The sequence below is a fragment of the Pseudomonas sp. PDM18 genome, assembly GCF_014852585.1.
Taxonomy (GTDB): Bacteria; Pseudomonadota; Gammaproteobacteria; order Pseudomonadales; family Pseudomonadaceae; genus Pseudomonas.
On sequence record NZ_JACVBX010000007.1, the window covers coordinates 94700 to 120489 of the forward strand.

The window sequence follows — 25790 nt, forward strand, 5'->3', positions numbered from 1 at the left end:
AATGCACCGGAAGCTTAGCTGGCCGAATCGGACCGATGGCCGCATGGCCGGACAGCTTGGCCGGATCGCCTTGTCGGGCTGGCGCTTGCGCTGGTTAGACTGGTGCCGCCATCAAGGATGAAAGCCCGGAGACAGCGCCATGCAGCAATACCTCAAGCCCAGCCGCTTCGTTGATAGTGACCACCCTCGGGTAATCGAGTTCGCTCTAAATCACCGGGGCGACGGCGGTAGTCCGCTGGAGCAGGCGGTGGCCCTGTATTACGCGGTGCGCGACCAGATTCGCTACAACCCCTACGTGTTCAGCCGCGACCCGCAGACGCTCAAGGCCAGCCATGCGCTGGAGGCCGGGCAGTCCTACTGCGTGCCCAAGGCCACGCTGCTGGCGGCCTGCGCCCGGCATTGCGGCATCCCCGCGCGCATCGGCCTCGCCGACGTGAAGAACCACCTGGCCACGCCGCGCCTGCTGGAACTGCTGCGCAGCGAGGTGTTTGCCATGCACGGCTACACCGAGCTGTTCCTCGAGGGCCGCTGGGTCAAGGCCACGCCGGCCTTCGACATCGGCCTGTGCGAGGCCTTCGGCGTGCTGCCGCTGGAGTTCGACGGACGCAACGACAGCGTCTTCCACCCCTTCAACCGCGACGGCGAACGGCACATGGAGTACCTGCGCGACCACGGCCAGTTCCCCGATGTGCCCGAGGAGTTCTTCTTCGGCTACCTCAAGCAGTGCTACCCGCACTTGTTCGCCGGCGACGACGCGCTGCCTGCAGGTGACCTGCGCAGCGAAGCGGCTCAAACATGAACGCAAGCGCCCCCATGAACGCAATCGATAGTGACCATCAGTAGATGAGTCTTTTTTCCTGGCGCCGTTGTCGGTAGGGTGCCGTCATCCGAAGTCACGCCTTCAGCTCGTGCCTTCATCCGATGACGACGACAAGAGAGGCGCAGCATGCTCAAGATCTGGGGCCGGAAGAACTCCTCCAATGTGCGCAAGGCGCTCTGGTGCGCGGAAGAGGCGGGCCTGGCCTACGAGCGGATCGACGCCGGCGGCGCCTTCGGCGTGGTCAACGACCCGCCATACCGTGCGCTGAACCCCAATGGCGTGGTGCCAACCCTGGAGGACGAGGGCTTCGTCCTCTGGGAATCCAATACCATCGTCCGCTACCTCGCCGCGCGCTACGCGCCGCAGTTCTACCCGCAGGACCTGCAGCAACGCGCAAGCGCCGAGAAATGGATGGACTGGACCACCTCGTCCCTGGCGACGCCATTCCGCACCGTGTTCTGGGGAACCGTGCGCACACCGCCTGAGCAGCGCGACGTGGACGCCATTCAGGCCGCGATCGACATCTGCGCCAACCTGCTGGCCATTCCCGAGGCGACCCTGGCGCAGCAGCCCTACCTCACCGGCGAACAATTCGGCATTGGCGACATTCCGCTGGGCTGCTTCATCTATGCTTGGTTCGAAATGCCCATCGAGCGCCCGGCCCAGCCGCACCTGGCGGCCTGGTACGAACGCCTGAAGGCGCGCCCGGCCTACCGTGATGCGGTGATGACCGCCCTGACCTGAACGACTGCGCGCACCGCCAGGGTTGCAATCCGCGCGGCGTAGCCTTATCAAACAGGCCTTTTTCCAAAGACATGCGTCTTTCCACCGACTTGCAACGGGAAAACCCATGAGTTCCGCGCTGTCCATCCGTCAACTGACGAAGACCTACGGCAACGGCTTCCAGGCCCTCAAGGGCATCGATCTGGACGTCGCCGAGGGCGATTTCTTTGCCTTGCTGGGCCCCAACGGCGCCGGCAAATCCACCACCATCGGCATCCTCTCCACGCTGGTGAACAAGACCAGCGGTACAGTCAATGTGTTCGGCCATGACCTGGACAAGGACCCGTACGGTTTGAAACGCTGCCTGGGCGTGGTGCCCCAGGAATTCAACTTCAACCAGTTCGAGAAGGTGTTCGACATCGTCGTCACCCAGGCCGGTTACTACGGCATTCCGATGAGCGTGGCCAAGGGTCGCGCCGAAAAATATCTGACCCAGCTGGGCCTGTGGGATAAGCGCAACTCCGCCTCGCGCGAGCTCTCCGGCGGCATGAAGCGCCGCCTGATGATCGCCCGCGCGCTGGTGCACGAGCCGCGCCTGCTGATTCTCGACGAACCCACTGCCGGTGTGGACATCGAACTGCGCCGCTCGATGTGGAACTTCCTTACCGAGCTCAACGGCGAAGGGATCAGCATCATCCTCACTACGCACTACCTGGAGGAAGCCGAGCAGTTGTGCCGCAACATCGCGATCATCGACCACGGCACCATCGTGGAGAACACCAGCATGCGCAAGCTGCTGAACAAGCTGCACGTGGAGACCTTCTACCTCGACATGCAGGGCACCCTGAGCGAGGCGCCGAAGCTGGACGGCTACCCGGTGCGCCTGGTGGATGACCATACACTGGAGGTGCAGGTGGACAAGTCCCTGGGCATCAATGGCCTGTTCGTCCAGCTCAATGCCCTGGGCCACCAGGTGCTGAGCCTGCGCAACAAGAGCAACCGCCTGGAGGAGCTGTTCGTGTCGCTGGTGGAGAAGAATCTGTCGAAGGTGGCGGTATGAGTCACGAACTGCGCGCCAATTGGGTCGCCCTCAACACCATCGTCTACCGCGAAGTCCGCCGCTTCCTGCGCATCTGGCCGCAGACCTTGCTGCCGCCGGCGATCACCATGGTTCTGTACTTCGTCATCTTCGGCAACCTGATCGGCCGGCAGATCGGCGACATGGGTGGCTTCACCTACATGCAGTACATCGTGCCGGGGCTGATCATGATGTCGGTGATCACCAACTCCTACGGCAATGTGGTGTCGAGCTTCTTCGGCAGCAAGTTCCAGCGCAACATCGAGGAACTGCTGGTCTCGCCGGTGTCGCCGCACACCATTCTCCTCGGCTTCGTTTGCGGCGGTGTGCTGCGCGGGCTGGCGGTGGGCGTGATCGTCACCCTCCTGTCGCTGTTCTTCACCGACCTGCAGATCCATCACCTGGGCATCACCGTGCTGGTGGTGGTGCTGACGGCCGGGATTTTCTCCATGGGCGGCTTCGTAAACGCCGTGTTCGCGCGCAACTTCGACGACATCTCCATCGTCCCGACCTTTGTGCTGACGCCGCTGACCTACCTGGGCGGGGTGTTCTACTCGATCACGCTGCTGCCGCCGTTCTGGCAGACCGTGTCGCTGGCCAACCCGATCCTGCACATGGTCAACGCCTTCCGCTACGGCATCCTCGGCGTGTCGGACATCCGTATCGGCACGGCGGTGGTCTTCATGCTGGTGGCGACTGTGCTGCTGTACATCTTCTGCGTGCGGCTGCTGGTGAGCGGGCGCGGCATGCGCCAGTGAGCGCTTCGTTGCGCTGATGGAAAAGGCCCCAATCGGGGCCTTTTCTTTTTCGGAGCATTCGGTGCGTTGCCGCGAAGGCTCTTGATCTTGTAGGAGCGAGCTTGCTCGCGAACTCGCCCAACGCGGGAGCTGTCGGCAAGTCCGTTCGCGAGCAAGCTCGCTCCTACGAAAGGCGCTACTGCGGGAACTCGATGACGAACCGCGTCCACCCCTGCGCCGACTCGCAGCGAATCTCCCCGCCATGGGCGCGGACGATGGAGCGGCAGATCGCCAGCCCCAACCCGGCATGTTCGCCCTGGCCTTCGCGGCGAGCCGGGTCGGCGCGGTAGAAACGGTCGAACAAGCGCGGCAGGCGCTCAGCGGGAATCTCCCGTCCCGGGTTCTCCACGCTCAGGCGGTCCGGTTCCAGGCGTACGCGAATCTGCCCGCCGTCCGGGGTGAAGCGCAGGGCGTTGTCCAGCAGGTTGGCCAGGACCCGGCGCAGCAGTGCGCGGTCGCCCTGCACTGACAGCTCGCCATCGCGCTCCAGGCGAATGGATTTTTCCTCGGCCAGCGGTCCGTAGAACTCCAGCAACTCGTCCACCTCGCCGGCCAGCGCCAGGGGCTGGCTGTTGGGCGTGAGCAGGCCGTGGTCGGCCTTGGCCAGGAACAGCATGTCGTTGACCATCGCGGTGAGCCGCTCCAGCTCTTCCAGGTTGCCGTGCAGCGCCTCGCGGTAGTCCTCCAGGCTGCGCGAGCGCGACAGCACCACCTGGGTCTGGGTCAGCAGCCCGGTGAGAGGCGTGCGCAGCTCGTGGGCGATGTCAGCGGAGAACGCCGAGAGGCGCTGGAAGGCCTCTTCCAGGCGCGCCAGCATGGCGTTCAGCTCGCCGGCCAGGCCGCGCAGTTCCTGCGGCATTTGCCCGGCATCCAGGCGAGTGGTCAGCGAGTGCGCGCTGACCTGCGCCGCCACCTCGCTCATGCGCCGCAGCGGGCGCAGGCTGGCGCGGGCGGCCCAGGCGCCGAGCAGGGCGGTGGCCAGGGCGGAGAGGCCCATGGTCATCCAGATCAGCCGCTGCATGCGCTGCAGGAAGTGCTGGTGGTGGGTGATGTCGAGGATCAGAGTCAGCTGGGGCCCCTTGGGCTGGCCAGCCTCCAGTGGGGCTTGCAGCTCGCGGTAGGCTGGGGCTTCGTTGCTGCTCATGTTCATCGCCGGCAACTGCCAGAACCAGGACTGGCCATCAGGCCCCTGCAGGCGCAGGCCGAGGTCGGGGTGGCGGCGCAGCTCGCGGCGCAGTTCGGCGGTGTGCGGCGCCAGCTGTTCCGGGCCGCGAACATCGTCCAGCAGGTCGCGGAAGATCGTCAGCTTGCCGGCCATCAACTGGTGATCCAGTTCGATGAAGTGCGCTTCGCTGGCGCGGCTGAAGACGATCCCGGCCAGCAGCGACACGGCGGCGGTGCACGCGGCAAACAGCAGGCTCAGACGCAGGCCGAGGGAGAGGCGCGCGCTCATGCTTCGCGCTCTTCCAGCACGTAGCCCATGCCGCGCACGGTGTGGATCAGGCGCTGCGGGAAGTCGTCGTCGACCTTGGCACGCAGACGGCGGATGGCGACTTCGATGACATTGGTGTCACTGTCGAAGTTCATGTCCCATACCTGGGAGGCGATCAGCGACTTGGGCAGCACCTCGCCGCTGCGGCGCAGCAGCAGTTCCAGCAGGGCGAACTCCTTGGCGGTCAGGTCGATGCGCTTGCCGGCACGCTGCACGCGACGACGCAGCAGGTCCAGTTCGAGGTCCGCCAGTTGCAGGGTGGTTTCCTGGATTTGCTGGCCGCCACGACGCAGCAGCGTGCGCACGCGGGCCAGTAGTTCGACGAAGGCGAAGGGCTTCACCAAATAGTCGTCGGCGCCCAGTTCCAGGCCGCGCACGCGGTCCTCCACGGCATCGCGGGCGGTGAGGAACAGCACCGGCACGGCGCTGCCGGTCTGGCGCAGCGCCTGGAGAATCTGCCAGCCATCGCGGCCGGGCAGCATCACATCGAGGATCAGCAGGTCGTGTTCGCCAGCCAGGGCCAGTTGCAGGCCTTCATCGCCGTCGGCGGTCAGGTCGACGGCGAAGCCGGCCTCGCTCAGGCCCTGCTGCAGGTACTGGCCGATGCGCGGTTCGTCTTCGACGATCAGGAGTTTCATCCGGGTATCCATTCAGGCGCTCGGGGCGCAGCTGTCATCAGGGTAATGGGGCGGTCAGCGAACTGACAGTGTGGGTATTGCAGACTGGCGATGTGTTCATTTTCCAGTGACATCGAGGAACCTGCCATGCACCTGATCATCTCCACGCTGTTTGCCGTGCTGTTCTTCCCCGCCACGCCAGCCTGGGCTGACGGGGGAGGGGACATCACCTTCCAGCGCATGCAGGAACAGGCCGCCACGGTGCGCCAGGCCTGCTGAATCCGATTCATCGTGCTGCCCCTTGCCCGCCCTCTGGCGGGCTTTTTTTCGCCTTCCTTATACCCTGCGCGGCGCGGGAGAGCGCCAAGCTGACAGAGTTGTAATCTTCCCGACAGGTAACCCTCAGCCGCCGGCAGCGACCATGGCCACAGACCTTAAAGGAGAGTCGCCATGTCCCTGCGTCATCTGCTCCAAGCCTCCGTCCTCGGCCTCGCCGCCGCCATCAGCCTGCCGGCCCTGGCCGACGCCGGGCACGCCTACGACTTCGGCAAGCCGGCCAAGGCCGCCCAAGCCACCCGCACCGTCGATATCAAGCTGGGCGAGATGTTCTTCGAGCCCGAAAGCATCGACGTGAAGCCGGGCGAGACTGTGCGCTTCGTCATCCACAACACCGGCAGCCTGCTGCACGAATTCAACCTGGGCAGCGCCGCCATGCACGCCGGCCACCAGAAGGAAATGCAGCAGATGATGGATTCCGGGATGCTCACCCCCACCGGCATGCAGCACGACATGAGCCGGATGGACCACAGCAAGATGGGCCATGGCGATAAGCCGATGGGCCAGATGATGAAGCACGACGACCCCAACAGCGTGCTGGTGGAGCCGGGCAAGACCGCCGAGCTGACCTGGACCTTCAGCAAGGCCACCAGCCTGGAGTTTGCCTGCAACATTCCGGGGCACTACCAGGCCGGCATGGTCGGCAAACTGACCGTCAGGCCCTGAGCGGGAGCGCCGTGATGATCCGCGCACGGGAATGGGCTCTGGGGGCGCTGCTGCTGGCACCGTTGGCGGTGCAGGCGGGCGTGTATGACCTGACGATTGGCAAGGGCGAGCTGAAACTGTCCGACGGTACCCGCGAGGCGCTCACGGTGAATGGCCGCACGCCTGCGCCGGAGCTGCGCTTCAAGGAGGGCGAGGACGTCGAGCTGCGCGTCACCAACACCCTCGACCGCGACACCTCGCTGCACTGGCACGGGCTGATCCTGCCCTACACCCAGGATGGCGTGCCGGGCATCAGCTTCCCCGGCATCAAGCCTGGCGAGACCTTCACCTACCGCTTCACGGTGAGGCAGTCCGGCACCTACTGGTACCACGCCCACAGCGACTTCCAGGAGATCGAGGGACTCTACGGCCCGCTGGTGATCGAGCCGAAGGCGCGCGAGCCGTACCGCTACGACCGCGAGTACACCCTGCTGCTGGCCGAGTGGCACGACACCCGCCCGGAAACCGTGTTCGCCAACCTGAAGAAACAGAGCGACTACTACAACCGCAACCAGCGCACCCTCGGCGACTTCATCGCCGACTCCAGCGCCAAGGGATTCATGGCGACCCTGCGCGACCGCCTGGACTGGGGCGGCATGCGCATGACGCCGACGGACATCGCCGACATTGCCGGCTTCCGCTTCCTGGTCAATGGCCAGGACAGCGAGCAGAACTGGACCGGCCTGTTCAAGCCCGGCGAACGGGTGCGGCTGCGCATCATCAACGGCTCGGGCATGAGCTACTTCGACCTGCGCATTCCCGGCCTGAAGATGACCGTGGTGCAGGCCGACGGCAACGACGTGCAGCCGGTGACGGTGGACGAACTGCGCATCGCCGTGGCCGAGACCTACGATGTGATAGTGCAGCCGCAGGAGGATCGCGCCTACACCTTCTTCGCCGAGGCCATGGACCGCAGCGGCTACGCCCGCGCCACCCTGACCCCGCGCGCCGGGTTGCAGGCCGAGGTGCCGGCGCTGCGCGAGCGGCCACTGCTGACCATGGCCGACATGGGCATGAGCCACGAGGGCATGGACCATGGCGGGATGGCGGTGGCTGGCCCTGAGGCCGCGGATATGTCCGGCATGGATCATTCCAGCATGGCCGGCATGGACCACTCGCAGATGACGGGCATGGATCACTCGGCCATGGCCGCACCGAAGTCCGACTACGCACCGGGCAGCGGGCTGACGCCGCAGCCGGCCGAGCCGGGCAATCGCCTGCTGGTCTACGCGGACCTCAAGGCCATGCGCCCCTATGCCGACTACCGCGCGCCGGACCGTACCATCGAGTTCCGCCTGACCGGCAACATGGAGCGCTACTTCTGGTCCATCGACGGCAAGAAGTACTCCGAGGCCGAGCCGATCCGCCTGACCTACGGCGAGCGGGTGCGCATCCGCTTCGTCAACGACACCATGATGACCCACCCCATGCACCTGCACGGCATGTGGATGCAGCTGGACAAGGGCAACGGTCGCTTCAACCCGCTCAAGCACGTGGTCAGCGTGGCGCCGGGCAGCACCCTGGACGTCGACGTGCCCGCCGATGCGCTGGGCGAATGGGCCTTCCACTGCCACCTGATCTACCACATGGCCGCCGGCATGATGCGCAAGGTCATAGTCGAGCCGGCTCCCGCCAGCGCCAGCCTCTGAGGAACCGCCATGAAACGCATAGCAACGGTGGCCTGCGCGGCGACCCTGGGCCTGGCCTTGCCCGCTGAAAGTGCCGAGATGGACGACATGCCCATGGGCTCGCTGCTGATACAGCGCCTGGAAAGCCGCTTCCACGGCAACGACCAGGCGCTGGGCTGGGAAGCCCAGGGCTGGTACGGCACCGACTACCAGAAGCTGCGCCTGAAACTGGAAGGCGAGCGCGACGCCGGCGGCCCGACCACCGACAACGAAGTGCAGCTGCTCTACCAGCGCATGGTCGCGGACTTCTGGGACTGGCAGGTGGGCGTGCGCCACGACGACCAGCCGGGACCGTCGCGCAGTTATGCGGTACTGGGTATCCAGGGCCTGGCGCCGCAGTGGTTCGAGGTGGACGCCAACCTGTTCCTCAGCGAGCGCGGCGATCCATCCCTGCGCCTGGAGACCGAGTACGAACTGCTGCTGACCCAGCGGCTGATCCTCGAACCCTCGCTGGAATACAACCTGGCGCTGGCCGATGACCGCGACATCGGCGTGGGCGCCGGGGGCAGCGAACTGGAGGCTGGCCTGCGTCTGCGCTACGAAGTGCGCCGGGAGTTCGCGCCGTACTTCGGCTACGTCTGGAGCAAGACCTACGGCCGCAGCGGCGACCTCGCCCGCGCGGAGGGCGAGGACGACGAGGAGGCGTACTGGGTCGCCGGTGTGCGCATGTGGTTCTGATTGGCTCTACGTAGGATGGTGTGGAGCGAAGCGATACCCATCGATTCGGTACGCAGGCAGCATGGGTATCGCTGCGCTCCACGCCATCCTACAAAGGCATACGCCTTACACGCCTAAGTGCCCGGTTTGTCCGCCGCCTGCTGAAAGGGCCGGCGGATTTGTATACACTCGCCGCCTCGCGCCACCACCCGCATCGCCGATCCAGCAGGTCATCCCCATGCAGCATCCCGCCGAACACTCGCCCCTGGGCAAATCCAGCGAATACGTCTCCACCTACGCGCCGGAGCTGCTGTTCCCGATCTCCCGCACCACCAAGTGGGCGGAGCTGGGCCTGACCGCCCAGACCCTGCCGTACCAGGGCGTGGACCTGTGGAATTGCTACGAGTTGTCCTGGCTCACCGCATCGGGCAAGCCGGTGGTGGCCATCGGCGAATTCGCGATTCCGGCGCAGTCGCCGAACATCATCGAGTCCAAGTCCTTCAAGCTTTACCTCAACTCGCTGAACCAGACCGCCTTCGACAACGCCGAGGCCGTGCGCGCGGTGATGGAGCGCGACCTGTCCACTGCTGCTGGCGCACCGGTGGGCGTGCGTGTGCGTGGGTTGGACGAAGTGGCGGGCGAGGGCGTGGCCGTCATCGTGGGCACCTGTGTCGACGACCTGGACATCGCGGTGGCGAGCTACGACCACCCGCGCCCGGAGCTGCTGCGCTGCGATGACACCCGCCGTGTCGACGAAGTGCTCTACAGCCACCTGCTCAAATCCAACTGCCCGGTCACCGGCCAGCCGGACTGGGGCACGTTGGTCGTGGAATACAGCGGTCCGGTGCTGGATGCCGCGAGCCTGCTGGCCTATGTCGTGTCCTTCCGCCAGCACCAGGATTTCCACGAGCAGTGCGTCGAACGCATCTACCTCGACCTCCAGCGCCTGCTGCAGCCGACCCGGCTGACCGTTTACGCGCGCTACGTGCGCCGTGGCGGTCTGGACATCAACCCCTACCGCAGCAGCGAGGCGGTGCAGCCCGACAATCGCCGGCTGGTGCGCCAGTAACTCTCAGCACGCCTGCAAAACGCGGATACGAAAAACCCGGCCGAAGCCGGGTTTTTCATGTCGGAGCGTCTGTCAGGGGCAATCAGATCCCCATGTTCGCCAGGCTCTGCACGATGGAGCGCAGCGTGCCGGCCAGCGTCGGATGGCTCGCCTCGAAGCGCTCCACGGCCAGGTTGACGTTGTCCATCAGGGTCTCGTCGGCCAGCGCCTCTTCGTTGGCCAACTGCAATTCGATGTCCTTGATCAGGGCTTGCAGCGATTCGCGCTCATCCGCGTTAAGCGGCGGCTGGTGTTGCAGCTGGTCGCGCAGGGCCTGGAGCTCTTCCTGGAGGCGTTGTGTCGGCATGGTGGTGTCCTTCTGCGGTACGTACCCAAAGATGGACCTCGCCCGACGGGGAAAAGGTCCATCGCCATGCCTTTGAGCTTAACTCGCTGCGCGCACCCTTGCCTGATGCCGATCAATTCGCAGGAGGCGTTCTAGCAACGGGAAGAAGTGCTCCAGCTCCGGTGTGCGCATGGCCGGGTCCTTGCCCAGGTCATCCAGCCGGCGCAGGGTCAGCGCGTCCTGGGAGAAAGACGCGTTGAGGAAGGCGCTGGAGCCGCGCTCATCGAACGGTCCACCCTGCAGCGCCAGGCTCTGCCGCGAAGCCCAGGACAGGCCGGCGTGGTAGGCAGGGTCGACCGCGCAGAGGTAGCGCTTGGCGGCCACGTGCAGGCGGATCGGCTGCCAGACGGATTCGGGCAGCAGCTCGCGCAGCAGGTTGGCGCCGAGCTCCTCGTGGCGCTGGTCCTTATCCTCGATCATCTGCGGGTCTTCATAGAGGTGGCCGATGTCGTGGAGCAGGGCGGCGATCACCAGGCTGTCGGAACAACCCGCGCGCTCGGCCAGGGTGGCGCACTGCAGAGCATGCTCGGCCTGGCTGACGGCCTCGCCGTAGGGCTCGGCGCCGTGGCTGGCGAAGCGCTCGGCCAACTCGTCGAGGAAGCGGTGGCGCTCGTGCTTCATGGCTTTTCTCCTTTCAGGCGGCGGCTGGCGATGTCCTGCAGGCAGGAATCCAGCTCGCCCAGATGATCGATGACCGAGTGCACGCCGAGGCGGTACAGGCCCAGCGTCGCCTGGGCGCGCAGGCGGTCGCGGTCGAGGTTGCCGAGGGCGTCCCAGTCTCCCGGCGCGTGCCCGCAAAGGGGGCCGCTGGCGGCCAGGCCGATGGTCCACAGGCCGGCGTTGAGGCCCGCCTGGAGCAGGCGCGGCTGGCCGCTGACCAGCACGCAGCCGTCCAGGTGCGGGCTGTCCAGCTGCATCAGCGCCTGCCAGCAGGAGTCCGGTGCGGGCCATTGGCGACCGGCGATGTCCAGGCCGGTGGCGAGGCGATCGTCCAGGGCAGCGGCCAGGTGCAGCGTGGTGGCGTTGGGCAGCTCATCGAGCCAGGCGCAGGGTACGCCGCGCTGGTGCAACGCCTGCAGGGCGTCCAGGGCGCCGGGAGTGGCCTCGGCGTGGGCCTGGGCGGCTTCGTCCAGGGCGGCCTGGAAGCGGTTGCGCTCCTGCGGCTCGGCGCAGCGGCCCAGGGCAAGGTCCAGCGCATCCTGCGGGGGTAGGGCGAGGGCGCTGGTCAGGCGTTCCGGCGGACAATCGAGGCAGGTGCGTTGCAGGGCAACCGGCAGCGTCCTTGCGCCAAAGTCCACCAGGTCGCCCGACAGTCCGAACAGCAGGGACGTGAAGCGCGGAAGGTCGGCGGTCGCAGGCATGGTGGGCTTTTCTGATAATTGGTCTAGGCCAGGCTAGCGGGCCAATGTGACGGTCCGATGAAGTCCGCTGCCAGACCGCTATAATCGCCGCGCCTTTTTGCGGAAGACGCCCATGCCGGTCGAACCCACGCCTCATTACCTGCGCATCCGTGACCAGCTGGCGCAGGACATCGCCAATGCCACCCTGAGCCAGCGCCTGCCCGCCGAGCGCGAGTTGGCCGAGCGCTTCGGTTGCACCCGCGTGACCCTGCGCGAGGCGCTGCAGCAGCTGGAGACCGAGGGCGTGCTGTACCGCGAGAACCGCCGCGGCTGGTTCGTCTCGCCGCCGCGCATCCGCTACAACCCGACTCGCACCACGGGCTTCATGGATTACGTCGAGGCCCAGGGCCGCGTGCCGCGTACCGAGGTCCTGGCTGCCGAGCGCCGCGCCGCCGGACCTGCACTGGCGCGCCGCATGGGGCTGGACGAAGAGGCCGGGGTATTCCACATACTGCGCCGCCGCTGGGTTGACGAGCGGCCGGTGATGCTCGAGGAAATCACCCTGGACGCCAGCTGGTGCCCCGGCCTGCTCGATCACGGGTTGGATACCTCGCTCACCCGCGTGCTGCGCGAGGAGCTGGGATTGAGCCTGTCGTGCTCCGAGCTGGCCATGCACTCCACGGCGCTGGTGGAGGCGCGGGCGACGCCGCTGCAACTGACGCCGGGCTCGCCGGGGCTCTACGTGGAGCGTGCCAGCTATATCGAGGACGGCCGGCTGGTGGAGTGGGACCAGGAGTTCTGGCGCTCCGATGCGTTGGAAATTGTCATCGACGCACGGTATCCCGACTGAAGTGGCACTATGCTTTCAACTGGAAGCAAGCGAAACGGCATCCAGCGCCCGTGAATCGAAATCCTGCGAGATCGGTCCGGGTCTGCAAAACCGTTGCGCCTCTATATAATCTGCCCGCATAGCGGGGCCGCCATGGCTGGCCCGATTCACATTCACTGGAGAATTCCCGATGCGCCCACTTGGCGTCCAATGGACGAAACGCTGCTTCAGCCTGCTCGCCGCCGCCGGCCTGGCCACCATCCCCTTCCTGGCGCAGGCTGCCAGCGAAGACGACCCGTGGGAAAGCATCAACCGTCCGATCTTCACCTTCAACGACACCCTGGACACCTACGCCCTCAAGCCGCTGGCCCAGGGTTACCAGTACGTCACCCCGAACGTCGTGCAGGATGGCGTGCACAACTTCTTCGGCAACATCGGTGACGTGAAGAACCTGGTCAATGACCTGCTGCAGTTGAAGTTCCGCGATGCCGGCGTCGACACCAGCCGCCTGCTGTTCAACACCACTTTCGGCCTGGCCGGTTTCATCGACGTGGCCACCCACATGGGCCTGCGCCGCAACGACGAAGACTTCGGCCAGACCCTCGGCCATTACGGCGTGGGCAGCGGCCCCTACGTGATGCTGCCGCTGCTCGGCCCGAGCACGCTGCGCGATGCGCCTTCGCTGATCCCGGACTCCTACACCGGACCGTATCCGTATATCGACAACGTGCCGGTTCGTAACAGCATGCGTGCCGTGGACGTGGTCGACACCCGTGCCGACCTGCTCAAGTCCGAGAAGCTGATCAGCGGTGACAAGTACACCTTCATCCGCAACGCCTACCTGCAGAACCGCGAGTTCAAGGTCAAGGACGGCGAAGTCGAAGACGACTTCTGATCGGCCCTGCGCGAATACCTTTCCTGTCCTCCAGCCCGCGCCATTCGTGGCGCGGGCGGTGCCTGCTTGAACCCTTGAGCGGATGGGAGTAGTGTCTGCGCCTTGTCGCGACCGACCCGCGCCGCTGTTCCCTAGAATGAGCGCCAAACCACAACCCCGGCGCCGTTTGCCTGGATGACCCATGCACAAAGCCAGTGCCTCGCTGCTGATTATCGATGACGACGACGTCGTCCGCGAAAGCCTCGCCGCCTACCTGGAAGACAGCGGATTCAAGGTCACACAGGCCACCAACGGCCTGGAAGGCCTGAAAGTCTTCGAGCACGAACTCCCCGATCTGGTGATCTGCGATCTGCGCATGCCGCAGATGGACGGCCTCGAGCTGATCCGTCGCGTCACCGAAATGGCGGTGGAAACCCCGGTGATCGTGCTCTCCGGTGCCGGCGTCATGAGCGACGCCGTCGAGGCCTTGCGCCTTGGCGCCGCCGACTACCTGATCAAGCCGCTGGAAGACCTCGCTGTCCTGGAGCATTCGGTACGCCGTGCCCTGGATCGCGCCTTCCTGCGCTCGGAAAACCGCCGCTACCGCGAGAAGCTGGAAACTGCAAACCGCGAGCTGCAGGCCAGCCTGAACCTGCTCCAGGAAGACCAGAACGCCGGTCGCCAGGTGCAGATGAACATGCTGCCGGAGACGCCCTGGGAATCAGAAGGCCTGGCCTTTTCCCACCAGATCATCCCATCGCTGTACCTGTCGGGTGACTTCGTCGATTACTTCCGCGTGGACGCGCGTCGCATCGGCTTCTACCTGGCCGACGTTTCCGGCCATGGCGCTTCGTCCGCCTTCGTCACCGTGCTGCTGAAGTTCATGACCACGCGGCTGCTGTATGAATCCAAGCGCAACGACATGTTGCCGGAATTCAAGCCGTCGGACGTTCTCGGTCATATCAACCGCGGGTTGATCAACTGCAACCTGGGCAAGCACGTGACCATGCTCGGTGGCGTGATCGACCTGGATACCGACCGCCTGACCTACAGCATCGGCGGCCACCTGCCGCTGCCTGTGCTTTATGTCGACGGCGAAGCCCGCTACCTGGAAGGCCGTGGTCTGCCGGTGGGGTTGTTCGACGAAGCGACCTACGAGGATCATGTCCTCGATCTTCCCAAGTCCTTCAGCCTTTCCCTGTTCTCGGACGGAATTCTCGACGTCCTTCCGGGAGCTACGCTTAAGGAAAAAGAGACGGCCCTGCCCGAGCAGGTCGTCGCCGCCGGCGGGACCCTGGATGGCCTGCGCCAAGTCTTCGGACTGGCCAAGTTGTCCGAGATGCCGGATGATATTGCCTTGCTGGTGTTGAGCAGGAACCTTGCATGAGTACCGGTAAAATCCAGTTCGCCGAGCAGGATGGCTCGTTTGTCCTGAAGTTCGTGGGCGAAGTCCGACTGACCCTGTGTTCGGCGCTGGATGCCACCATTGAAAAAATCTTCGCCGCGTTGAATTTCTCGGCGATTATCATCGATCTCACGGAAACCCAGAGTATCGACAGCACCACGCTGGGCCTCCTGGCGAAGCTGTCCATTCTCTCGCGGCAGAAGATCGGTCTGTTGCCCACGCTGGTCACCACCAACGCGGACATTACCCGGCTGCTGCAGTCGATGGGCTTCGACCAGGTGTTCAACATCGTTGATCGCCCCATTCCGTGCTCGGATTGCCTGACCGATCTGCCTCCCCAGGACCAGTCTGAGGATGTGGTGCGCGGCAAGGTGCTCGAAGCCCACCGTATCCTGATGGGACTGAATGAGACTAACCGCGAGGCCTTCCACGATCTGGTGAGCGCGCTCGAACGCCACTGATTCGATGAGAGCAAATGCAAACCGGCGCCCTGGGGCGCCGGTTTGCATTTGCTCGTCTACAGCTTTCTGCCGCGATCAGCGGCCAGCGAGCAGTGCCTCGAGCTTCTCCTGGTCGCGGGCGAACAGGCGGATGCCTTCGGCCAGCTTCTCGGTGCCCATGGCGTCATCGTTCATCTGCCAACGGAAGGCACTTTCGTCCAGCACCTGGCGGGCTTCGCCGCCGCCCGGCTGCAGAGCGCGCGGCAGGTCGCCTTCGGCATCGGCCAGCTGTTGCAGCAGATCCGGGCTGATGGTCAGGCGGTCGCAGCCCGCGAGCTGCTCGATCTGTCCGAGGTTGCGGAAGCTGGCGCCCATCACCACGGTCTCGTAGCCGTTGGCCTTGTAGTAGCGATAAATACGCGAGACGGACTGCACGCCCGGATCTTCCGCACCCACGTAGTCGCGGTTGTTGGCCTTCTTGTACCAGTCGTAGATGCGCCCGACGAAGGGCGAAATGAGGAACACGCCGGCGTCGGCGCAGGCAGCGGCCTGGGCGAAGGAGAACAGTAGGGTCAGGTTGGTCTGAATACCTTCGCGCTCCAGTTGCTCGGCGGCGCGGATGCCTTCCCAAGTGGAGGCGATCTTGATCAGCACTCGGTCGCGGCCGATGCCTTGCTGGTCGTAAAGCTCGATCAGGCGATGGGCGCGCTGCAGTGTGGCTTCGGTATCGAAGGACAGGCGCGCGTCCACTTCGGTGGAGATGCGCCCCGGAATCACTCCCAGGATGTCCTTGCCCACGGCGACGGCGAAGCGGTCGCAGGCGAGGCCTGCGTCACCATGCGCGCCTTCGGTGGCGCGGGCCAGGTACTCGGTGTAGCGTGGCAGGGCCGCGGCCTTCAGCAGCAAAGACGGGTTGGTGGTGGCATCCACCGGCTTCAGGCGGGCTATGGCGTCGAAATCGCCGGTATCGGCGACAACCGTGGTGTACTGCTTGAGTTGTTCCAGCTTGGAGGTCATGGCGCGTCTTCCGTAGAGAGTGCATCGACCTTACCCGAGGCAGATGCGCCACTCAACGGGACTCAGTGACCGGCGAGAAGTTCTCCGGCCTGATCGAGCAGTCCGAGGGAATCTTTGGTCTTGTGAACGTCCACCGAGAGCAGCTGGCGGAAGCGGCGCGCGCCCGGGAATCCCTGGGCCAGTCCCAGGACATGGCGGGTCACGTGATGCATCGCGCCACCCTCGGCGATGTGCCGCTCGATGTAAGGACGCATCCGCGCCAGGGCCTCGGCGCGGGTGATGGCCGGTTCCTGGGAACCGTACAGCGCGGCATCCACCTGGGCCAGCAGATAGGGGTTGTGGTACGCCTCGCGGCCGAGCATTACGCCGTCGAACACCTGCAGGTGCTCGCGGCATTCCTCCAGGGTCTTGATGCCGCCGTTGAGGACGATCTCCAGCTCCGGAAAATCGCGCTTGAGCTGCGCGGCGATGTCGTAGCGCAGCGGCGGGATCTCGCGGTTTTCCTTGGGCGACAGGCCTTCGAGAATGGCGATGCGGGCGTGCACGGTGAAGCTGCGGCAGCCGGCGTCGCGCACCTGGCCAACGAAGTCGCAGAGCTCCTCGTAGCTGTCGCGGCCGTTGATGCCGATGCGGTGCTTGACCGTCACTGGGATCGACACCGCGTCGCGCATGGCCTTCACGCAATCCGCTACCAGCGCCGGATGAGCCATGAGGCAAGCGCCGATCATATTGTTCTGCACGCGATCGCTAGGGCAGCCGACGTTCAGGTTGACCTCGTCGTAGCCTGCTTCCTCCGCCAGCTTCGCCGCGGCCGCCAGGTCTGCGGGGTTGCTGCCGCCCAGTTGCAGAGCAAGCGGATGCTCGCACTCGTCGTGGCGCAGGAAGCGCGCGGTATCGCCGTGCAGTACGGCGCCGGTGGTGACCATTTCCGTATAAAGCAACGCGTGGCTGGAAAGTTGGCGCAGGAAGAACCGACAATGTCTGTCAGTCCAATCCATCATGGGTGCAACGCTGAACCGGCGGGAAGGCTCGGGATGGGAGGTGGCGGTCGGTGCGGCAGTGGTCATGGTTACGTCGAATCTGGCTTTGCAAGGGGCGCGAAACCGCTCGCGCCGACGGAAAGGGCAAAGATTTTACCGAGGTTGCCGGCGCAGCGCACGGAATCCGGCAGGCGGTCTGCCGACGGACTGACCTGGTCGGGCGGTCCGCTTCGTCGCAACTGCTACCCTCTGGGTTCCTGACAGAAGGATCTCACTCGATGAACCCCCTATTGCTGACGCTCCCGCTGATCCTGCTGGTCGCCTGTTCCTCGCCGAGCAAGCTGAAGGAGGACGCCCCGGCGTTGCGGCTGGAGAGCGGCAGGTCGCCTTCGGTCTACATGAGCTGCCTGCTGCCGAAATGGCAGGCCACGCGCCCTTCGGCGGCGGTGAAGGAAATTCGTCTTGGTTACCGGTTGCTGGTGCCAGTCGCCGCCGGCGATACCGCCGAGGTGTTGCTGGAAGCAACGGCGTCTGACAAGGGCAGCTATGTGGTGCTCTATCGCCGCGATGCTCCGAGCCCGGACGATGCGCTCACCCTGGCGGCGCGTAGCTGCCTGTAGCGACTCAAGCAGCGCCTCGTCTACCACTAAGGAACGATAGCCGCCGCATGCAGCAGGCGGCCTAATGGCTCTGACAAGAATAATCGGGCTCCCGGCAGCGCGCCCGCGCTGCGCAGCGGCAGGGCTCGCCAGAAGAGAGCTGTTGCCATGGATATCACGCGTCCGCGTATCGTCCTCATCCTTACCCTGCAGACTTGCGGCCTGGTGCTGCTGTTCATCGCCCAGGCGCTGGGCGGCTGGCCGTTGTCTGTGTGCCTGCTGCTTGCCGCGATACTGCTCTGGGGGCCGTGGTTCGTCCCCGAGCGGGCGGCGCCGGCCGGAGCGCTGGCGGTGTTGCCGGACGTCGCCGAACTGACCCGCGAGTTGTCCCAGGGCACCAGCCGCAATGCGCTGTCCGCTGCCGGGGTGTCCTTCTCGGTGCAGCGACTGGTGGAGAAGCTGGAGTCCCAGGTGGTGGCCGCCGAGCAGATCGTCGGTAGCGCCGAGGTGATGATCCATACCGAACGGGCGACTTCGAACCTGGCGCGTCAGGCGAAGGAGGCTGCCACGCTTGCTCGCGCAGGCAGCGATAGCGGGCGCAGTGAGCTGCAGGCTGCCATCGAATGCATGCACCAGTTGAGCCAGCGCGCCAGTGCCAGCCGCGCATTGATCGAGACGCTGAACGCCCGCAGCGAAGATATTCAGCGCGTTACCCAGGTGATCCAGTCGATTGCCAGTCAGACCAACCTGCTGGCCCTCAACGCGGCCATTGAGGCGGCGCGGGCAGGGGAGCACGGCCGTGGCTTCGCCGTGGTGGCCGAGGAGGTTCGCGGGCTCGCCGGGCGTACTGCCGAGGCCACCGACGAGGTGGGGCAGATGATCGAGGATATCCAGTGCCAGACCGGCGAGGTGGTGGAGCAGATTCGCCAGCTCACCGACGACCTGGGCCTGGGCGTCAGCCAGGTGGAGAACACCGGCCGCCAGTTGCAGGATATCGCCCGGCTGGCCGCCACCGTGGAAACCCAGATCACCGAGATCGCCGAGGGTGCGGAGATCAACCGCAACCAGCTGGACAGTCTGTTCGCCGCTGTCGAGCAGGTGCGCGGCGACCTGCGCGCCAGCGATGAGCAGACCCACCGCCTGGCCGATGCCGCGATGCAGCTGGAAAGCCAGGCGGAGACCATCAGCGAGCGCCTCGCCGAGGTGGCGCTGGATGATTATCACCAGCGCGCCTACGACCTCGCCCGTGCCGGCGCCCAGGCCATCGGCGCGAAGTTCGAGACGGACGTGGAGAACGGCCGGATCGGCTTCGACGACCTGTTCGACCGCGATTACCAGCCGATGCCCGGCACCCGCCCGCAGAAGTTCCGCACGCGCTTCGACCGTTACACCGACGAGGTGCTACCGCGCATCCAGGAAGACCTGTTGCAACGCCATGAGGGATTGGTCTTCGCCATCGCCTGTACCGCCGAGGGTTATGTGCCGACGCACAACCAGGCGTTCAGCCATCCGCCAAGTGGCGACCTGCAGGTGGACATGCTCAAGAGCCGCAGCAAGCGCCTGTTCAACGACCGCACCGGGGTGCGCTGCGGCAGTCACAACCAGCCGATGCTGCTGCAGACCTACTGCCGCGATACCGGCGAGCTGATGCATGACCTTTCGGTGCCCATCTTTGTACGCGGTCGCCAGTGGGGTGGGCTGCGGCTGGGCTACCGTCCGGAAGTCTGAGCCCGGAGGTCCGTAGGAAAGCCATACCGTAGGAGAGAGCTGCAGTAGTAAAAAAAGCCGCGAAGGAGTTGGACGCGGCTTGGTGCGGGCGTCCGGGAGACGCCCGCGAAAGGGCTCAGTGATGCCCGCAGAGGGCGTCGCGGCCTTGTTCGCCGAGGATGTTGAACAGGATGTTCAGCACTACGGCCCAGATCGCGGTCATCGCGATGCCGCTGTGAGTGATTGGCTCCATCCACTGGGGCAGCGCGGCGAAGAAGTCCGGGCGCACCACCGGCACCATTCCCATGCCAATGCTCACCGCTACCAGCAGCTGGTTGCGGCGGTCGACGATGTCCGCTTCGTGGAGGATGCGGATGCCGCTGGCCGCGACCATGCCGAACATGGCGATACCGGCGCCGCCCAGCACCGCCGGCGGAATCGAGGCAACCAGGAAGGCGGCCTTGGGCAGCAGCGACAGGGCGATCAGGAACAGCGCGGCGGCAGCGGTGACGTAGCGGCTGCGCACGCCGGTCATCTGTACCAGACCGATGTTCTGGGCGAACGAGGAGTGGGTGAAGGTGTTCATGAAGCCGGCGATGAACGAGGCGCTGGCATCGCACAGCAGGCCGCGGCGCAGGCGGTTGGGGCAGATCTCGGTCTCGGTGATCTTGCCCAGTGCGAGGAACATGCCGGTGGACTCGACGAAGATGATCACCACCACCAGACACATTGACAGCACCGGCGCGAGGTGGAATTCCGGCGCGCCGAAATGCAGCGGGGTGACCACGTCGAACCACGGGCGCTGCTCGATGCCGTCCAGGCTGACCATGCCCATGCTGGCGCCGATGATGTAGCCCAGCAGCATGCCGATCAGTACCGAGACGTTGACCCAGAAGCCCTTCATGAAGCGATTGATCAGCAGGATCACCGCCAATACGAAGGACGACAGGGCGAGGTATTCGATGGCGCCGAAGTTGGCCGCCGCCTTGCCGCCACCGGCCCAGTTAATCGCCACCGGGAACAGGCACATGCCGATGGAGGTGATCACGGTGCCGGTCACCAGCGGCGGGAAGAAGCGCACGATGCGGCTCATGAACGGCGCGATGACCATGCCGAAGAAACCCGCAGCGATGGTGGCACCGAAGATGCCGGTCATGCCCACGCCGGGCATCCCGGCCATGGCGACCATGCTGCCGACGGCGGCGAAACTGGCGCCCATCATCACCGGCATGCGGATACCCACCGGGCCGATGCCCAGCGATTGCACGAGCGTGGCGATGCCGGCGACCAGCAGGTCGGCGTTGATCAGGAAGGCGATTTCTTCGCGGGAGAGACCGGCGGCCTGGCCGACGATCAGCGGGACGGCGACGGCGCCGCCGTACATCAGGAGAACGTGCTGGAAGCCGACCAGCAGCAGCTGCAGCAAGGGCAAACGCTGGTCGACGGGCGAGCCGGTATGGGAGCGCTCAGTTACCACGGACATGCAACACCTCGGTTTTTATTGTTGTCAGTCGCTGGTTGCCGGACGGGCACGACAACCGGGAAGTACTGGCCGATCTCACCCCCGGGGCCGAGCGGGTGAAGCGGTGCGGGACTTTATAAACGCGATGTGTATTACGTTCAATCGATTTTTGTATACAACTCGCCGGTCACGTTTTGTCTCCCTGGTGCTGCATGGCTCTAGGCCGCGTGTTTCCTGGCTTCGATATTTCTGTAGCCATTGGTCGAGTGGACTACATTTTTTGTTTCAGTGCTCGCTCCTACAGATCCGGTATCGCACGGGCATAAAAAAACCGCACCCGAAGGTGCGGTTTCTCTGGCCGTGCCGCAGGCTCAATTAACCTGGGCGCCCCTGGAGATCCAGTCTCCGACGAGCTTGCGCTCTTCCGGGGTCATCTGGGTGATGTTACCCAGCGGCATCACCTGCGAGGCCACGGCCTGCGCCTGGATGCGCGGGGCGAGCTGCTGGATCTGCTGCGGGGTGTCGAACATCACGCCAGCCGGCGCAGTGCTGAACAGGTTGCTGGTCGGCTTGGCCGAGTGGCACACGGCGCAGCGTTCCTGGATGACGTGGTGGACCTTGTCGAAACCTTCGGTCGAGCCGGCGGCGGACGCCTGTGCCGGAGCAGCCTGAGCCTGCTGGGCGGCGGCAGCCTTGGCGGCTTCCTCGTCCTTGGCGCGTTCGGCCGGGGTCTTGCCACCGATGGCAGTTTCCGGCAGCGGCTGGTACTCGATCTTCTGAGCTTGCGCGGTGCTGGAGGAAGCGTCGCTGCTGGGGAAGTTCGGGCCGGTGACGAAGGCCAGGGCAATCATGCCGACGGCGCCGGCGGGCAGCGCCCAGGCCATGCCGTTGCCATTGTGGCGGGTGTTGAAGTAGTGACGCACGATCACCGCCAGCGCCGCGATGCAGGTCAGGATCAGCCAGTTGTAGTGGCTGCCGTAAGTGCTCGGGAAGTGGTTGCTGATCATGATGAACAGCACCGGCAGGGTGAAGTAGTTGTTGTGGCGCGAACGCAGCAGGCCTTTGGCCGGCAGCACCGGGTCGGGCTCGCGGCCTTCTTCGATGGCCTTAACCAGCGCGCGCTGGGCCGGCATGATCACGCGGAACACGTTGCCCACCATGATGGTGCCGATGATGGCGCCCACGTGCAGGTACGCACCGCGACCGCTGAACACCTGGCTGAGCAGGTAGGCGGCGAGGACAAGCAGGCCGAACAGGATGGCGCCCAGCAGGGCGGGTTTCTTGCCCAGCGGGGAGTCGCACAGGGTGCTGTAGACGAACCAGCCGGCGATCAGCGAGCCGATGCCGATGGCCACGGCGGCGGCCGGAGACAGGTCGCTGCCCGGGGCGATCAGGTACAGGGTCGGGTTCAGGTAGAACACGATGGTCAGCAGGCAGACACCCGACATCCAGGTGGAGTAGGCCTCCCATTTGAACCAGTGCAGGTTGTCCGGCATTTTCGGCGGGGCGAGCTTGTACTTCTCCAGGTGGTAGATGCCGCCACCATGGATCGCCCAGAGGTCACCGGAAAGCCCCTCGCGCGGGTTGGCGCGGTTGAGGTTGTTTTCCAGCCAGACGAAGTAGAACGAGGCGCCGATCCACGCGATACCCACGATCATGTGGATCCAGCGGACCAGCAGGTTCAGCCATTCGATGAGATGTGCTTCCACAGTTTTTTACCTCTTGCCCGGGCATCGCCGTCGCGCTGCGCGGGCCTCTCTTATTAGTTTGCTTGGGGGTCGAGGAGGAGCTGTTCGTCCTCGGTGAAGAAATGCTCGTCGCAGTTGTTGCCAGAACCGCTGCGATCGACCACCAGGAAGTCATCCCGCTTTTCGATCGTCAGCACCGGGTGGTGCCAGACGCCGCGGTGGTAATTGACGCCCTGCTTGCCGTTGGACAGGAAAGCGCGGACGAGACCCGATACAGGTACATCGCCAACTGGCGCGACCACGATCAGAAATTGATTGCCGAGCAGCGGAATGAACGCCTGGCTGCCCTGCGGGTGACGTTCCAGCATGCGGATGCGCAAGGGCATCTCCAGGGATTCGGCGCTGAAGATGCTGATGATCGCCTTGTCATCGGGCTGCGCCGTTTCGACGGTGGCGAGCTTGTGATATCGGCGAGTGGAGCCGTTGTTGATCATGAAGAAGTCACTGCCTTCGGTTTCGATGACATCACCGAACGGTGCGAAGGCTTCCTTGGTCAACGGCTCGATCTTCAGGGTACGCATGGCTGGTCTTCTTTTTCGTTGTTCGCATTGGCCCCTTCGCTGGGAAGGGGAGTGAAGGTCCGCTCGCTCAGAGCTGCTGCAGGCGGAACATCGCGATCTTGTTGATCTCCGCCAGGGCGGTCTGGAACTCCTGCTCCGGCGTGTTGTGGATGCGCTCTTCGAACGCGGCCAGGATCTGGTGGCGGTTACTGCCCTTCACCGCCTTGATGAAGGGGAAGCCGAACTTGGCCTTGTAGGCGTCGTTGAGTTCGGTGAAGCGGGCAAATTCTTCGGCCGTGCAGTCCTGGATGCCGGCGCCGGCCTGTTCGGCGGTGCTGGAGGCGGTCAGCTCGCCACGGACGGCGGCCTTGCCGGCCAGGTCCGGGTGCGCATTGATCAGCGCCAGCTGGGCTTCATGGCTGGCGGACAAGAGAATGTCGGCCATGCGCTGCTGCAGCAGTTCGATGTCGTTCAGGCTGTCGTCGACGCCCAGGTCGTAGGCTTGCTCGGCGACCCACGGGGAGTGTTCGTAGATATCGGCGAAGGCGGAAACGAAAGCCGCGCGGTCGAGGCTGGCCGGGGTCAGGGTCTGGAAGCGGCTCATGCCTTGTTCTCCTGCGCTTTGAACGGGTGGTTCTCGTGCCAGTGCTTGGCGATGTCGACGCGGCGGGTGATCCACACCTTCTCGTGACCCTTAACGTACTGGATGAAACGCTCCAGCGAGGCCATACGCGCCGGACGGCCGAGCAGGCGGCAGTGCATGCCGATGGACAGCATCTTCGGTGCGCCCTCGGCACCTTCGGCGTAGAGCACGTCGAAGGCGTCTTTCAGGTATTCGAAGAAGTCGTCGCCCTTGTTGAAGCCCTGCACCTGAGTGAAGCGCATGTCGTTGGTGTCCAGGGTATAGGGGATCACCAGGTGCGGCTTCTCGGCGGTGCTGGCCGGGTCCCAGTAGGGCAGGTCGTCGTCGTAGGTGTCGGAGTCGTAGAGGAAGTTGCCGTCTTCGCGGACGATGCGCCGGGTGTTCGGGCCCAGGCGGCCGGTGTACCAGCCCTGCGGGCGTTGGCCGGTCAGTTCGGTGAGGATGCGCACGGCCTCGAACATGTGCTCGCGCTCCTGTGCTTCGTCCATGTACTGGTAGTCGATCCAGCGGTAGCCGTGGCTGCAGATCTCGTGGCCGTCGGCGACCATCTGGCGGATCGCCTCGGGATGGCGCTGGGCGGCCATGGCCACGGCGAACACGGTCAGCGGCAGGTCGTACTTCTTGAACAGCTTGAGCAGGCGCCAAACGCCGGCACGGCTGCCGTATTCGTAGAGCGATTCCATGCACATGTTGCGCTCGCCCTTCAGCGGCTGGGCGGCAACCATTTCGGAGAGGAAGGCTTCGGATTCGGCGTCGCCGTGCAGGATGTTGCGTTCGCCGCCTTCTTCATAGTTGAGGACGAAGGACAGGGCGATGCGCGCATCGTTCGGCCAGTGCGGATGGGGGATGTTGTTGCCGTAACCGATCAGGTCGCGTGGGTAGTCAGCGCTCACTGCAGTGTTCCTTCTTGTGGTTGGCGGTCGGCGCCGGGTCGGTGGACTGTGCGCTGCCGTTGATGGGTGCATTGTATACAAAATGTGGAGCGGTCTGTAAATACAATCTGCGCAACGGTCGTTTGATTCTGTTCATCAGTGCTCGAAGGACTCCGGATGCCTCTTCTGCCCTGCTGTGACGCGGGCTCAGATGGTATTTCGAGCACTCCTGTTGCAGGCAGCGGGACGACGCGGTGGGGCATTTTTGGCAGATTGAATCAGTTTTTTGTATACAATAAGTGGAATCGCTGGGTATATTCGCTTCACCAAACGCACCCGCGGGCCGCTTTGATGGCGGCCCGCTATTTCGTATCAACAAGACAGAGGAGGAAGGTGTCGGCCGGCCTCGCCGCAGGACACCGATAAGCCCATGGGACGCCTGACCACTCACGTACTGGATTCCGCCCACGGCTGCCCCGGCCATGGCATCAAGATCGAGCTGTTCCGCGTCGAAGGCCAGCAGCTGGAGCTGATCGCGACCCGCGTGACCAACGACGATGGCCGTTGCGACGAGCCGCTGCTGCAGGGCGAGGACTTCCGCGCCGGCGTCTACCAGCTGCTGTTCAATGCCGGCGACTACTACCGTGCCCGTGGCGTCGAGCTGCCCCAGCCAGCCTTCCTCGACCAGGTTGTGCTGCGCTTCGGCATCGCCTCGGAAAGCGACCATTACCATGTGCCGCTGCTGATCTCCCCCTACAGCTATTCCACCTATCGCGGCAGTTAGTTCCCGCCCGTAGGTCTTCCCCCGGACTCTTCGTGGAGTCTTCCTCAGCCCGCCCACACTGCGGGCTTTTTTTTGCCTGTCGTTTGTGTAGGTCTCCCTGGCTTGGCAGATGGCATCGGGGGCGTGATGCGGGCCGCCTGATCAACGCCGGACCGGCCCTGCTGCGCGGTACTTGCCCGTGCCAGTGCTCGATCTCCCGCGCCGAGATGGCCCTGTTAGGCAG

28 protein-coding genes are annotated in these 25790 nt (G+C 64.8%); 16 read left to right on the top strand and 12 right to left on the bottom strand.

Annotated features, from left to right (window positions below; genetic code table 11):
- The first annotated feature begins 139 nt into the window (after window positions 1-139).
- The 4 genes from IB274_RS15845 to IB274_RS15860 all read left to right on the top strand — a co-directional run bounded on the left by IB274_RS15845 (window position 140) and on the right by IB274_RS15860 (window position 3379).
- On the top strand, window positions 140-799 hold the full coding sequence (locus tag IB274_RS15845) for a transglutaminase-like domain-containing protein (protein ID WP_192432877.1): 660 nt from the start codon (window positions 140-142) through the stop codon (window positions 797-799).
- A 147-nt stretch (window positions 800-946) separates the two neighbouring features.
- A complete protein-coding gene (locus tag IB274_RS15850; RefSeq protein WP_192432878.1) occupies window positions 947-1564 on the top strand; it encodes a glutathione S-transferase in 618 nt (205 codons plus the stop codon).
- A gap of 106 nt (window positions 1565-1670) precedes the next feature.
- Entirely contained in the window at window positions 1671-2603 is a 933-nt protein-coding gene (locus tag IB274_RS15855; RefSeq protein ID WP_192432879.1) for an ABC transporter ATP-binding protein, read from the top strand.
- Window positions 2600-3379, top strand: coding sequence for an ABC transporter permease (locus tag IB274_RS15860; RefSeq protein WP_192432880.1), 780 nt, complete (start codon window positions 2600-2602; stop codon window positions 3377-3379). Before IB274_RS15855 ends, IB274_RS15860 begins: the two co-directional genes overlap by 4 nt.
- Window positions 3380-3554: 175 nt before the next feature.
- Here the strand turns inward: IB274_RS15860 and IB274_RS15865 are convergent, their stop codons facing one another.
- A complete protein-coding gene (locus tag IB274_RS15865; RefSeq protein ID WP_192432881.1) occupies window positions 3555-4871 on the bottom strand; it encodes a heavy metal sensor histidine kinase in 1317 nt (438 codons plus the stop codon).
- Window positions 4868-5548, bottom strand: a complete 681-nt coding sequence (locus tag IB274_RS15870; RefSeq protein ID WP_081518606.1) for a heavy metal response regulator transcription factor — start codon at window positions 5546-5548, stop codon at window positions 4868-4870. The genes IB274_RS15865 and IB274_RS15870 overlap by 4 nt, the downstream gene beginning before the upstream one ends.
- 126 nt (window positions 5549-5674) lie before the next feature.
- On the opposite strand from IB274_RS15870, the gene IB274_RS29845 reads away from it, so the two are divergent.
- From IB274_RS29845 to queF, 5 genes are all read left to right on the top strand, one after another.
- Entirely contained in the window at window positions 5675-5806 is a 132-nt protein-coding gene (locus IB274_RS29845) for a co-regulatory protein PtrA N-terminal domain-containing protein (RefSeq protein WP_263866059.1), read from the top strand.
- 171 nt (window positions 5807-5977) lie between these two features.
- Window positions 5978-6529: a plastocyanin/azurin family copper-binding protein gene (locus IB274_RS15875; protein WP_192432882.1), complete on the top strand. Its 552-nt coding sequence runs from the start codon at window positions 5978-5980 to the stop codon at window positions 6527-6529.
- Between the two features lie 14 nt (window positions 6530-6543).
- Complete coding sequence (locus tag IB274_RS15880) at window positions 6544-8217, top strand: copper resistance system multicopper oxidase (RefSeq protein ID WP_192432883.1); 1674 nt, start codon at window positions 6544-6546, stop codon at window positions 8215-8217.
- Window positions 8218-8226: 9 nt separating this feature from the next.
- Complete coding sequence (locus IB274_RS15885) at window positions 8227-8934, top strand: copper resistance protein B (RefSeq protein ID WP_192432884.1); 708 nt, start codon at window positions 8227-8229, stop codon at window positions 8932-8934.
- 217 nt (window positions 8935-9151) lie between these two features.
- Entirely contained in the window at window positions 9152-9982 is an 831-nt protein-coding gene (gene queF, locus IB274_RS15890) for an NADPH-dependent 7-cyano-7-deazaguanine reductase QueF (protein ID WP_192432885.1), read from the top strand.
- Between the two features lie 82 nt (window positions 9983-10064).
- On the opposite strand, the gene IB274_RS15895 is transcribed toward queF, so the two are convergent.
- The 3 genes from IB274_RS15895 to IB274_RS15905 all read right to left on the bottom strand — a co-directional run bounded on the left by IB274_RS15895 (window position 10065) and on the right by IB274_RS15905 (window position 11728).
- Window positions 10065-10328, bottom strand: coding sequence for a DUF4404 family protein (locus tag IB274_RS15895; protein WP_192432886.1), 264 nt, complete (start codon window positions 10326-10328; stop codon window positions 10065-10067).
- A gap of 78 nt (window positions 10329-10406) precedes the next feature.
- Window positions 10407-10988 (bottom strand): phosphonate degradation HD-domain oxygenase, encoded by a 582-nt coding sequence (locus IB274_RS15900; RefSeq protein WP_192432887.1) that lies wholly within the window; start codon window positions 10986-10988, stop codon window positions 10407-10409.
- The gene (locus tag IB274_RS15905) at window positions 10985-11728 is read right to left on the bottom strand and encodes an HAD family phosphatase (protein WP_192432888.1); all 744 of its coding nucleotides are present in this window, start codon (window positions 11726-11728) and stop codon (window positions 10985-10987) included. The genes IB274_RS15900 and IB274_RS15905 overlap by 4 nt, the downstream gene beginning before the upstream one ends.
- Before the next feature lie 112 nt (window positions 11729-11840).
- On the opposite strand from IB274_RS15905, the gene IB274_RS15910 reads away from it, so the two are divergent.
- From IB274_RS15910 to rssC, 4 genes are all read left to right on the top strand, one after another.
- Window positions 11841-12557, top strand: a complete 717-nt coding sequence (locus tag IB274_RS15910; RefSeq protein ID WP_192432889.1) for a UTRA domain-containing protein — start codon at window positions 11841-11843, stop codon at window positions 12555-12557.
- Between the two features lie 169 nt (window positions 12558-12726).
- On the top strand, window positions 12727-13431 hold the full coding sequence (locus tag IB274_RS15915; RefSeq protein WP_081518597.1) for a VacJ family lipoprotein: 705 nt from the start codon (window positions 12727-12729) through the stop codon (window positions 13429-13431).
- A 181-nt stretch (window positions 13432-13612) separates the two neighbouring features.
- Window positions 13613-14797 (top strand): two-component system response regulator RssB, encoded by a 1185-nt coding sequence (gene rssB, locus IB274_RS15920; RefSeq protein ID WP_192432890.1) that lies wholly within the window; start codon window positions 13613-13615, stop codon window positions 14795-14797.
- Window positions 14794-15276, top strand: coding sequence for an anti-sigma factor antagonist RssC (gene rssC, locus IB274_RS15925; RefSeq protein ID WP_192432891.1), 483 nt, complete (start codon window positions 14794-14796; stop codon window positions 15274-15276). Before rssB ends, rssC begins: the two co-directional genes overlap by 4 nt.
- 75 nt (window positions 15277-15351) lie before the next feature.
- Here rssC and tal read toward each other — a convergent pair whose 3' ends face one another.
- Window positions 15352-16272 carry a transaldolase gene (gene tal, locus IB274_RS15930; protein WP_192432892.1) on the bottom strand — a complete coding sequence of 307 codons (921 nt, stop codon included), beginning with the start codon at window positions 16270-16272 and terminating at the stop codon, window positions 15352-15354.
- 62 nt (window positions 16273-16334) lie between these two features.
- Window positions 16335-17339, bottom strand: a complete 1005-nt coding sequence (dusA, locus tag IB274_RS15935) for a tRNA dihydrouridine(20/20a) synthase DusA (RefSeq protein WP_192432893.1) — start codon at window positions 17337-17339, stop codon at window positions 16335-16337.
- A gap of 191 nt (window positions 17340-17530) precedes the next feature.
- Here dusA and IB274_RS15940 point away from each other — a divergent pair, with 191 nt between their 5' ends.
- Window positions 17531-17872 carry a hypothetical protein gene (locus IB274_RS15940; protein ID WP_192432894.1) on the top strand — a complete coding sequence of 114 codons (342 nt, stop codon included), beginning with the start codon at window positions 17531-17533 and terminating at the stop codon, window positions 17870-17872.
- Between the two features lie 489 nt (window positions 17873-18361).
- Window positions 18362-19579: a methyl-accepting chemotaxis protein gene (locus IB274_RS15945; protein ID WP_401089384.1), complete on the top strand. Its 1218-nt coding sequence runs from the start codon at window positions 18362-18364 to the stop codon at window positions 19577-19579.
- A 115-nt stretch (window positions 19580-19694) separates the two neighbouring features.
- Here the strand turns inward: IB274_RS15945 and IB274_RS15950 are convergent, their stop codons facing one another.
- From IB274_RS15950 to puuE, 5 genes are all read right to left on the bottom strand, one after another.
- Entirely contained in the window at window positions 19695-21041 is a 1347-nt protein-coding gene (locus tag IB274_RS15950; RefSeq protein WP_192432896.1) for a nucleobase:cation symporter-2 family protein, read from the bottom strand.
- 350 nt (window positions 21042-21391) lie between these two features.
- A complete protein-coding gene (locus IB274_RS15955) occupies window positions 21392-22729 on the bottom strand; it encodes a urate hydroxylase PuuD (protein WP_192432897.1) in 1338 nt (445 codons plus the stop codon).
- Between the two features lie 53 nt (window positions 22730-22782).
- Complete coding sequence (locus IB274_RS15960) at window positions 22783-23289, bottom strand: ureidoglycolate lyase (protein WP_192432898.1); 507 nt, start codon at window positions 23287-23289, stop codon at window positions 22783-22785.
- A 67-nt stretch (window positions 23290-23356) separates the two neighbouring features.
- Window positions 23357-23872: a 2-oxo-4-hydroxy-4-carboxy-5-ureidoimidazoline decarboxylase gene (gene uraD, locus IB274_RS15965; protein ID WP_192432899.1), complete on the bottom strand. Its 516-nt coding sequence runs from the start codon at window positions 23870-23872 to the stop codon at window positions 23357-23359.
- Window positions 23869-24804: an allantoinase PuuE gene (gene puuE / locus IB274_RS15970; protein WP_024763898.1), complete on the bottom strand. Its 936-nt coding sequence runs from the start codon at window positions 24802-24804 to the stop codon at window positions 23869-23871. Before puuE ends, uraD begins: the two co-directional genes overlap by 4 nt.
- A gap of 409 nt (window positions 24805-25213) precedes the next feature.
- Here puuE and uraH point away from each other — a divergent pair, with 409 nt between their 5' ends.
- Window positions 25214-25567, top strand: a complete 354-nt coding sequence (gene uraH, locus IB274_RS15975; protein ID WP_024763899.1) for a hydroxyisourate hydrolase — start codon at window positions 25214-25216, stop codon at window positions 25565-25567.
- Window positions 25568-25790 lie beyond the last annotated feature (223 nt).

What these genes read in the sequence shown, in the direction of transcription:
- IB274_RS15875 (WP_192432882.1), top strand. Translation starts at nt 5,978, where the DNA reads ATGTCCCTGCGTCATCTGCTCCAAGCCTCCGTCCTCGGCCTCGCCGCC.
- IB274_RS29845 (WP_263866059.1), top strand. Translation starts at nt 5,675, where the DNA reads ATGCACCTGATCATCTCCACGCTGTTTGCCGTGCTGTTCTTCCCCGCC.
- IB274_RS15940 (WP_192432894.1), top strand. Translation starts at nt 17,531, where the DNA reads ATGAACCCCCTATTGCTGACGCTCCCGCTGATCCTGCTGGTCGCCTGT.
- IB274_RS15845 (WP_192432877.1), top strand. Translation starts at nt 140, where the DNA reads ATGCAGCAATACCTCAAGCCCAGCCGCTTCGTTGATAGTGACCACCCT.
- IB274_RS15905 (WP_192432888.1), bottom strand. Translation starts at nt 11,728, where the DNA reads ATGCCTGCGACCGCCGACCTTCCGCGCTTCACGTCCCTGCTGTTCGGA.
- uraD (WP_192432899.1), bottom strand. Translation starts at nt 23,872, where the DNA reads ATGAGCCGCTTCCAGACCCTGACCCCGGCCAGCCTCGACCGCGCGGCT.
- IB274_RS15895 (WP_192432886.1), bottom strand. Translation starts at nt 10,328, where the DNA reads ATGCCGACACAACGCCTCCAGGAAGAGCTCCAGGCCCTGCGCGACCAG.
- rssC (WP_192432891.1), top strand. Translation starts at nt 14,794, where the DNA reads ATGAGTACCGGTAAAATCCAGTTCGCCGAGCAGGATGGCTCGTTTGTC.
- IB274_RS15865 (WP_192432881.1), bottom strand. Translation starts at nt 4,871, where the DNA reads ATGAGCGCGCGCCTCTCCCTCGGCCTGCGTCTGAGCCTGCTGTTTGCC.
- IB274_RS15960 (WP_192432898.1), bottom strand. Translation starts at nt 23,289, where the DNA reads ATGCGTACCCTGAAGATCGAGCCGTTGACCAAGGAAGCCTTCGCACCG.
- uraH (WP_024763899.1), top strand. Translation starts at nt 25,214, where the DNA reads ATGGGACGCCTGACCACTCACGTACTGGATTCCGCCCACGGCTGCCCC.
- IB274_RS15870 (WP_081518606.1), bottom strand. Translation starts at nt 5,548, where the DNA reads ATGAAACTCCTGATCGTCGAAGACGAACCGCGCATCGGCCAGTACCTG.
- IB274_RS15950 (WP_192432896.1), bottom strand. Translation starts at nt 21,041, where the DNA reads ATGTCCGTGGTAACTGAGCGCTCCCATACCGGCTCGCCCGTCGACCAG.
- IB274_RS15910 (WP_192432889.1), top strand. Translation starts at nt 11,841, where the DNA reads ATGCCGGTCGAACCCACGCCTCATTACCTGCGCATCCGTGACCAGCTG.
- queF (WP_192432885.1), top strand. Translation starts at nt 9,152, where the DNA reads ATGCAGCATCCCGCCGAACACTCGCCCCTGGGCAAATCCAGCGAATAC.
- IB274_RS15880 (WP_192432883.1), top strand. Translation starts at nt 6,544, where the DNA reads ATGATCCGCGCACGGGAATGGGCTCTGGGGGCGCTGCTGCTGGCACCG.
- IB274_RS15945 (WP_401089384.1), top strand. Translation starts at nt 18,362, where the DNA reads ATGATCCATACCGAACGGGCGACTTCGAACCTGGCGCGTCAGGCGAAG.
- rssB (WP_192432890.1), top strand. Translation starts at nt 13,613, where the DNA reads ATGCACAAAGCCAGTGCCTCGCTGCTGATTATCGATGACGACGACGTC.
- dusA (WP_192432893.1), bottom strand. Translation starts at nt 17,339, where the DNA reads ATGACCACTGCCGCACCGACCGCCACCTCCCATCCCGAGCCTTCCCGC.
- IB274_RS15850 (WP_192432878.1), top strand. Translation starts at nt 947, where the DNA reads ATGCTCAAGATCTGGGGCCGGAAGAACTCCTCCAATGTGCGCAAGGCG.
- IB274_RS15885 (WP_192432884.1), top strand. Translation starts at nt 8,227, where the DNA reads ATGAAACGCATAGCAACGGTGGCCTGCGCGGCGACCCTGGGCCTGGCC.
- tal (WP_192432892.1), bottom strand. Translation starts at nt 16,272, where the DNA reads ATGACCTCCAAGCTGGAACAACTCAAGCAGTACACCACGGTTGTCGCC.
- IB274_RS15915 (WP_081518597.1), top strand. Translation starts at nt 12,727, where the DNA reads ATGCGCCCACTTGGCGTCCAATGGACGAAACGCTGCTTCAGCCTGCTC.
- IB274_RS15860 (WP_192432880.1), top strand. Translation starts at nt 2,600, where the DNA reads ATGAGTCACGAACTGCGCGCCAATTGGGTCGCCCTCAACACCATCGTC.
- IB274_RS15855 (WP_192432879.1), top strand. Translation starts at nt 1,671, where the DNA reads ATGAGTTCCGCGCTGTCCATCCGTCAACTGACGAAGACCTACGGCAAC.
- IB274_RS15900 (WP_192432887.1), bottom strand. Translation starts at nt 10,988, where the DNA reads ATGAAGCACGAGCGCCACCGCTTCCTCGACGAGTTGGCCGAGCGCTTC.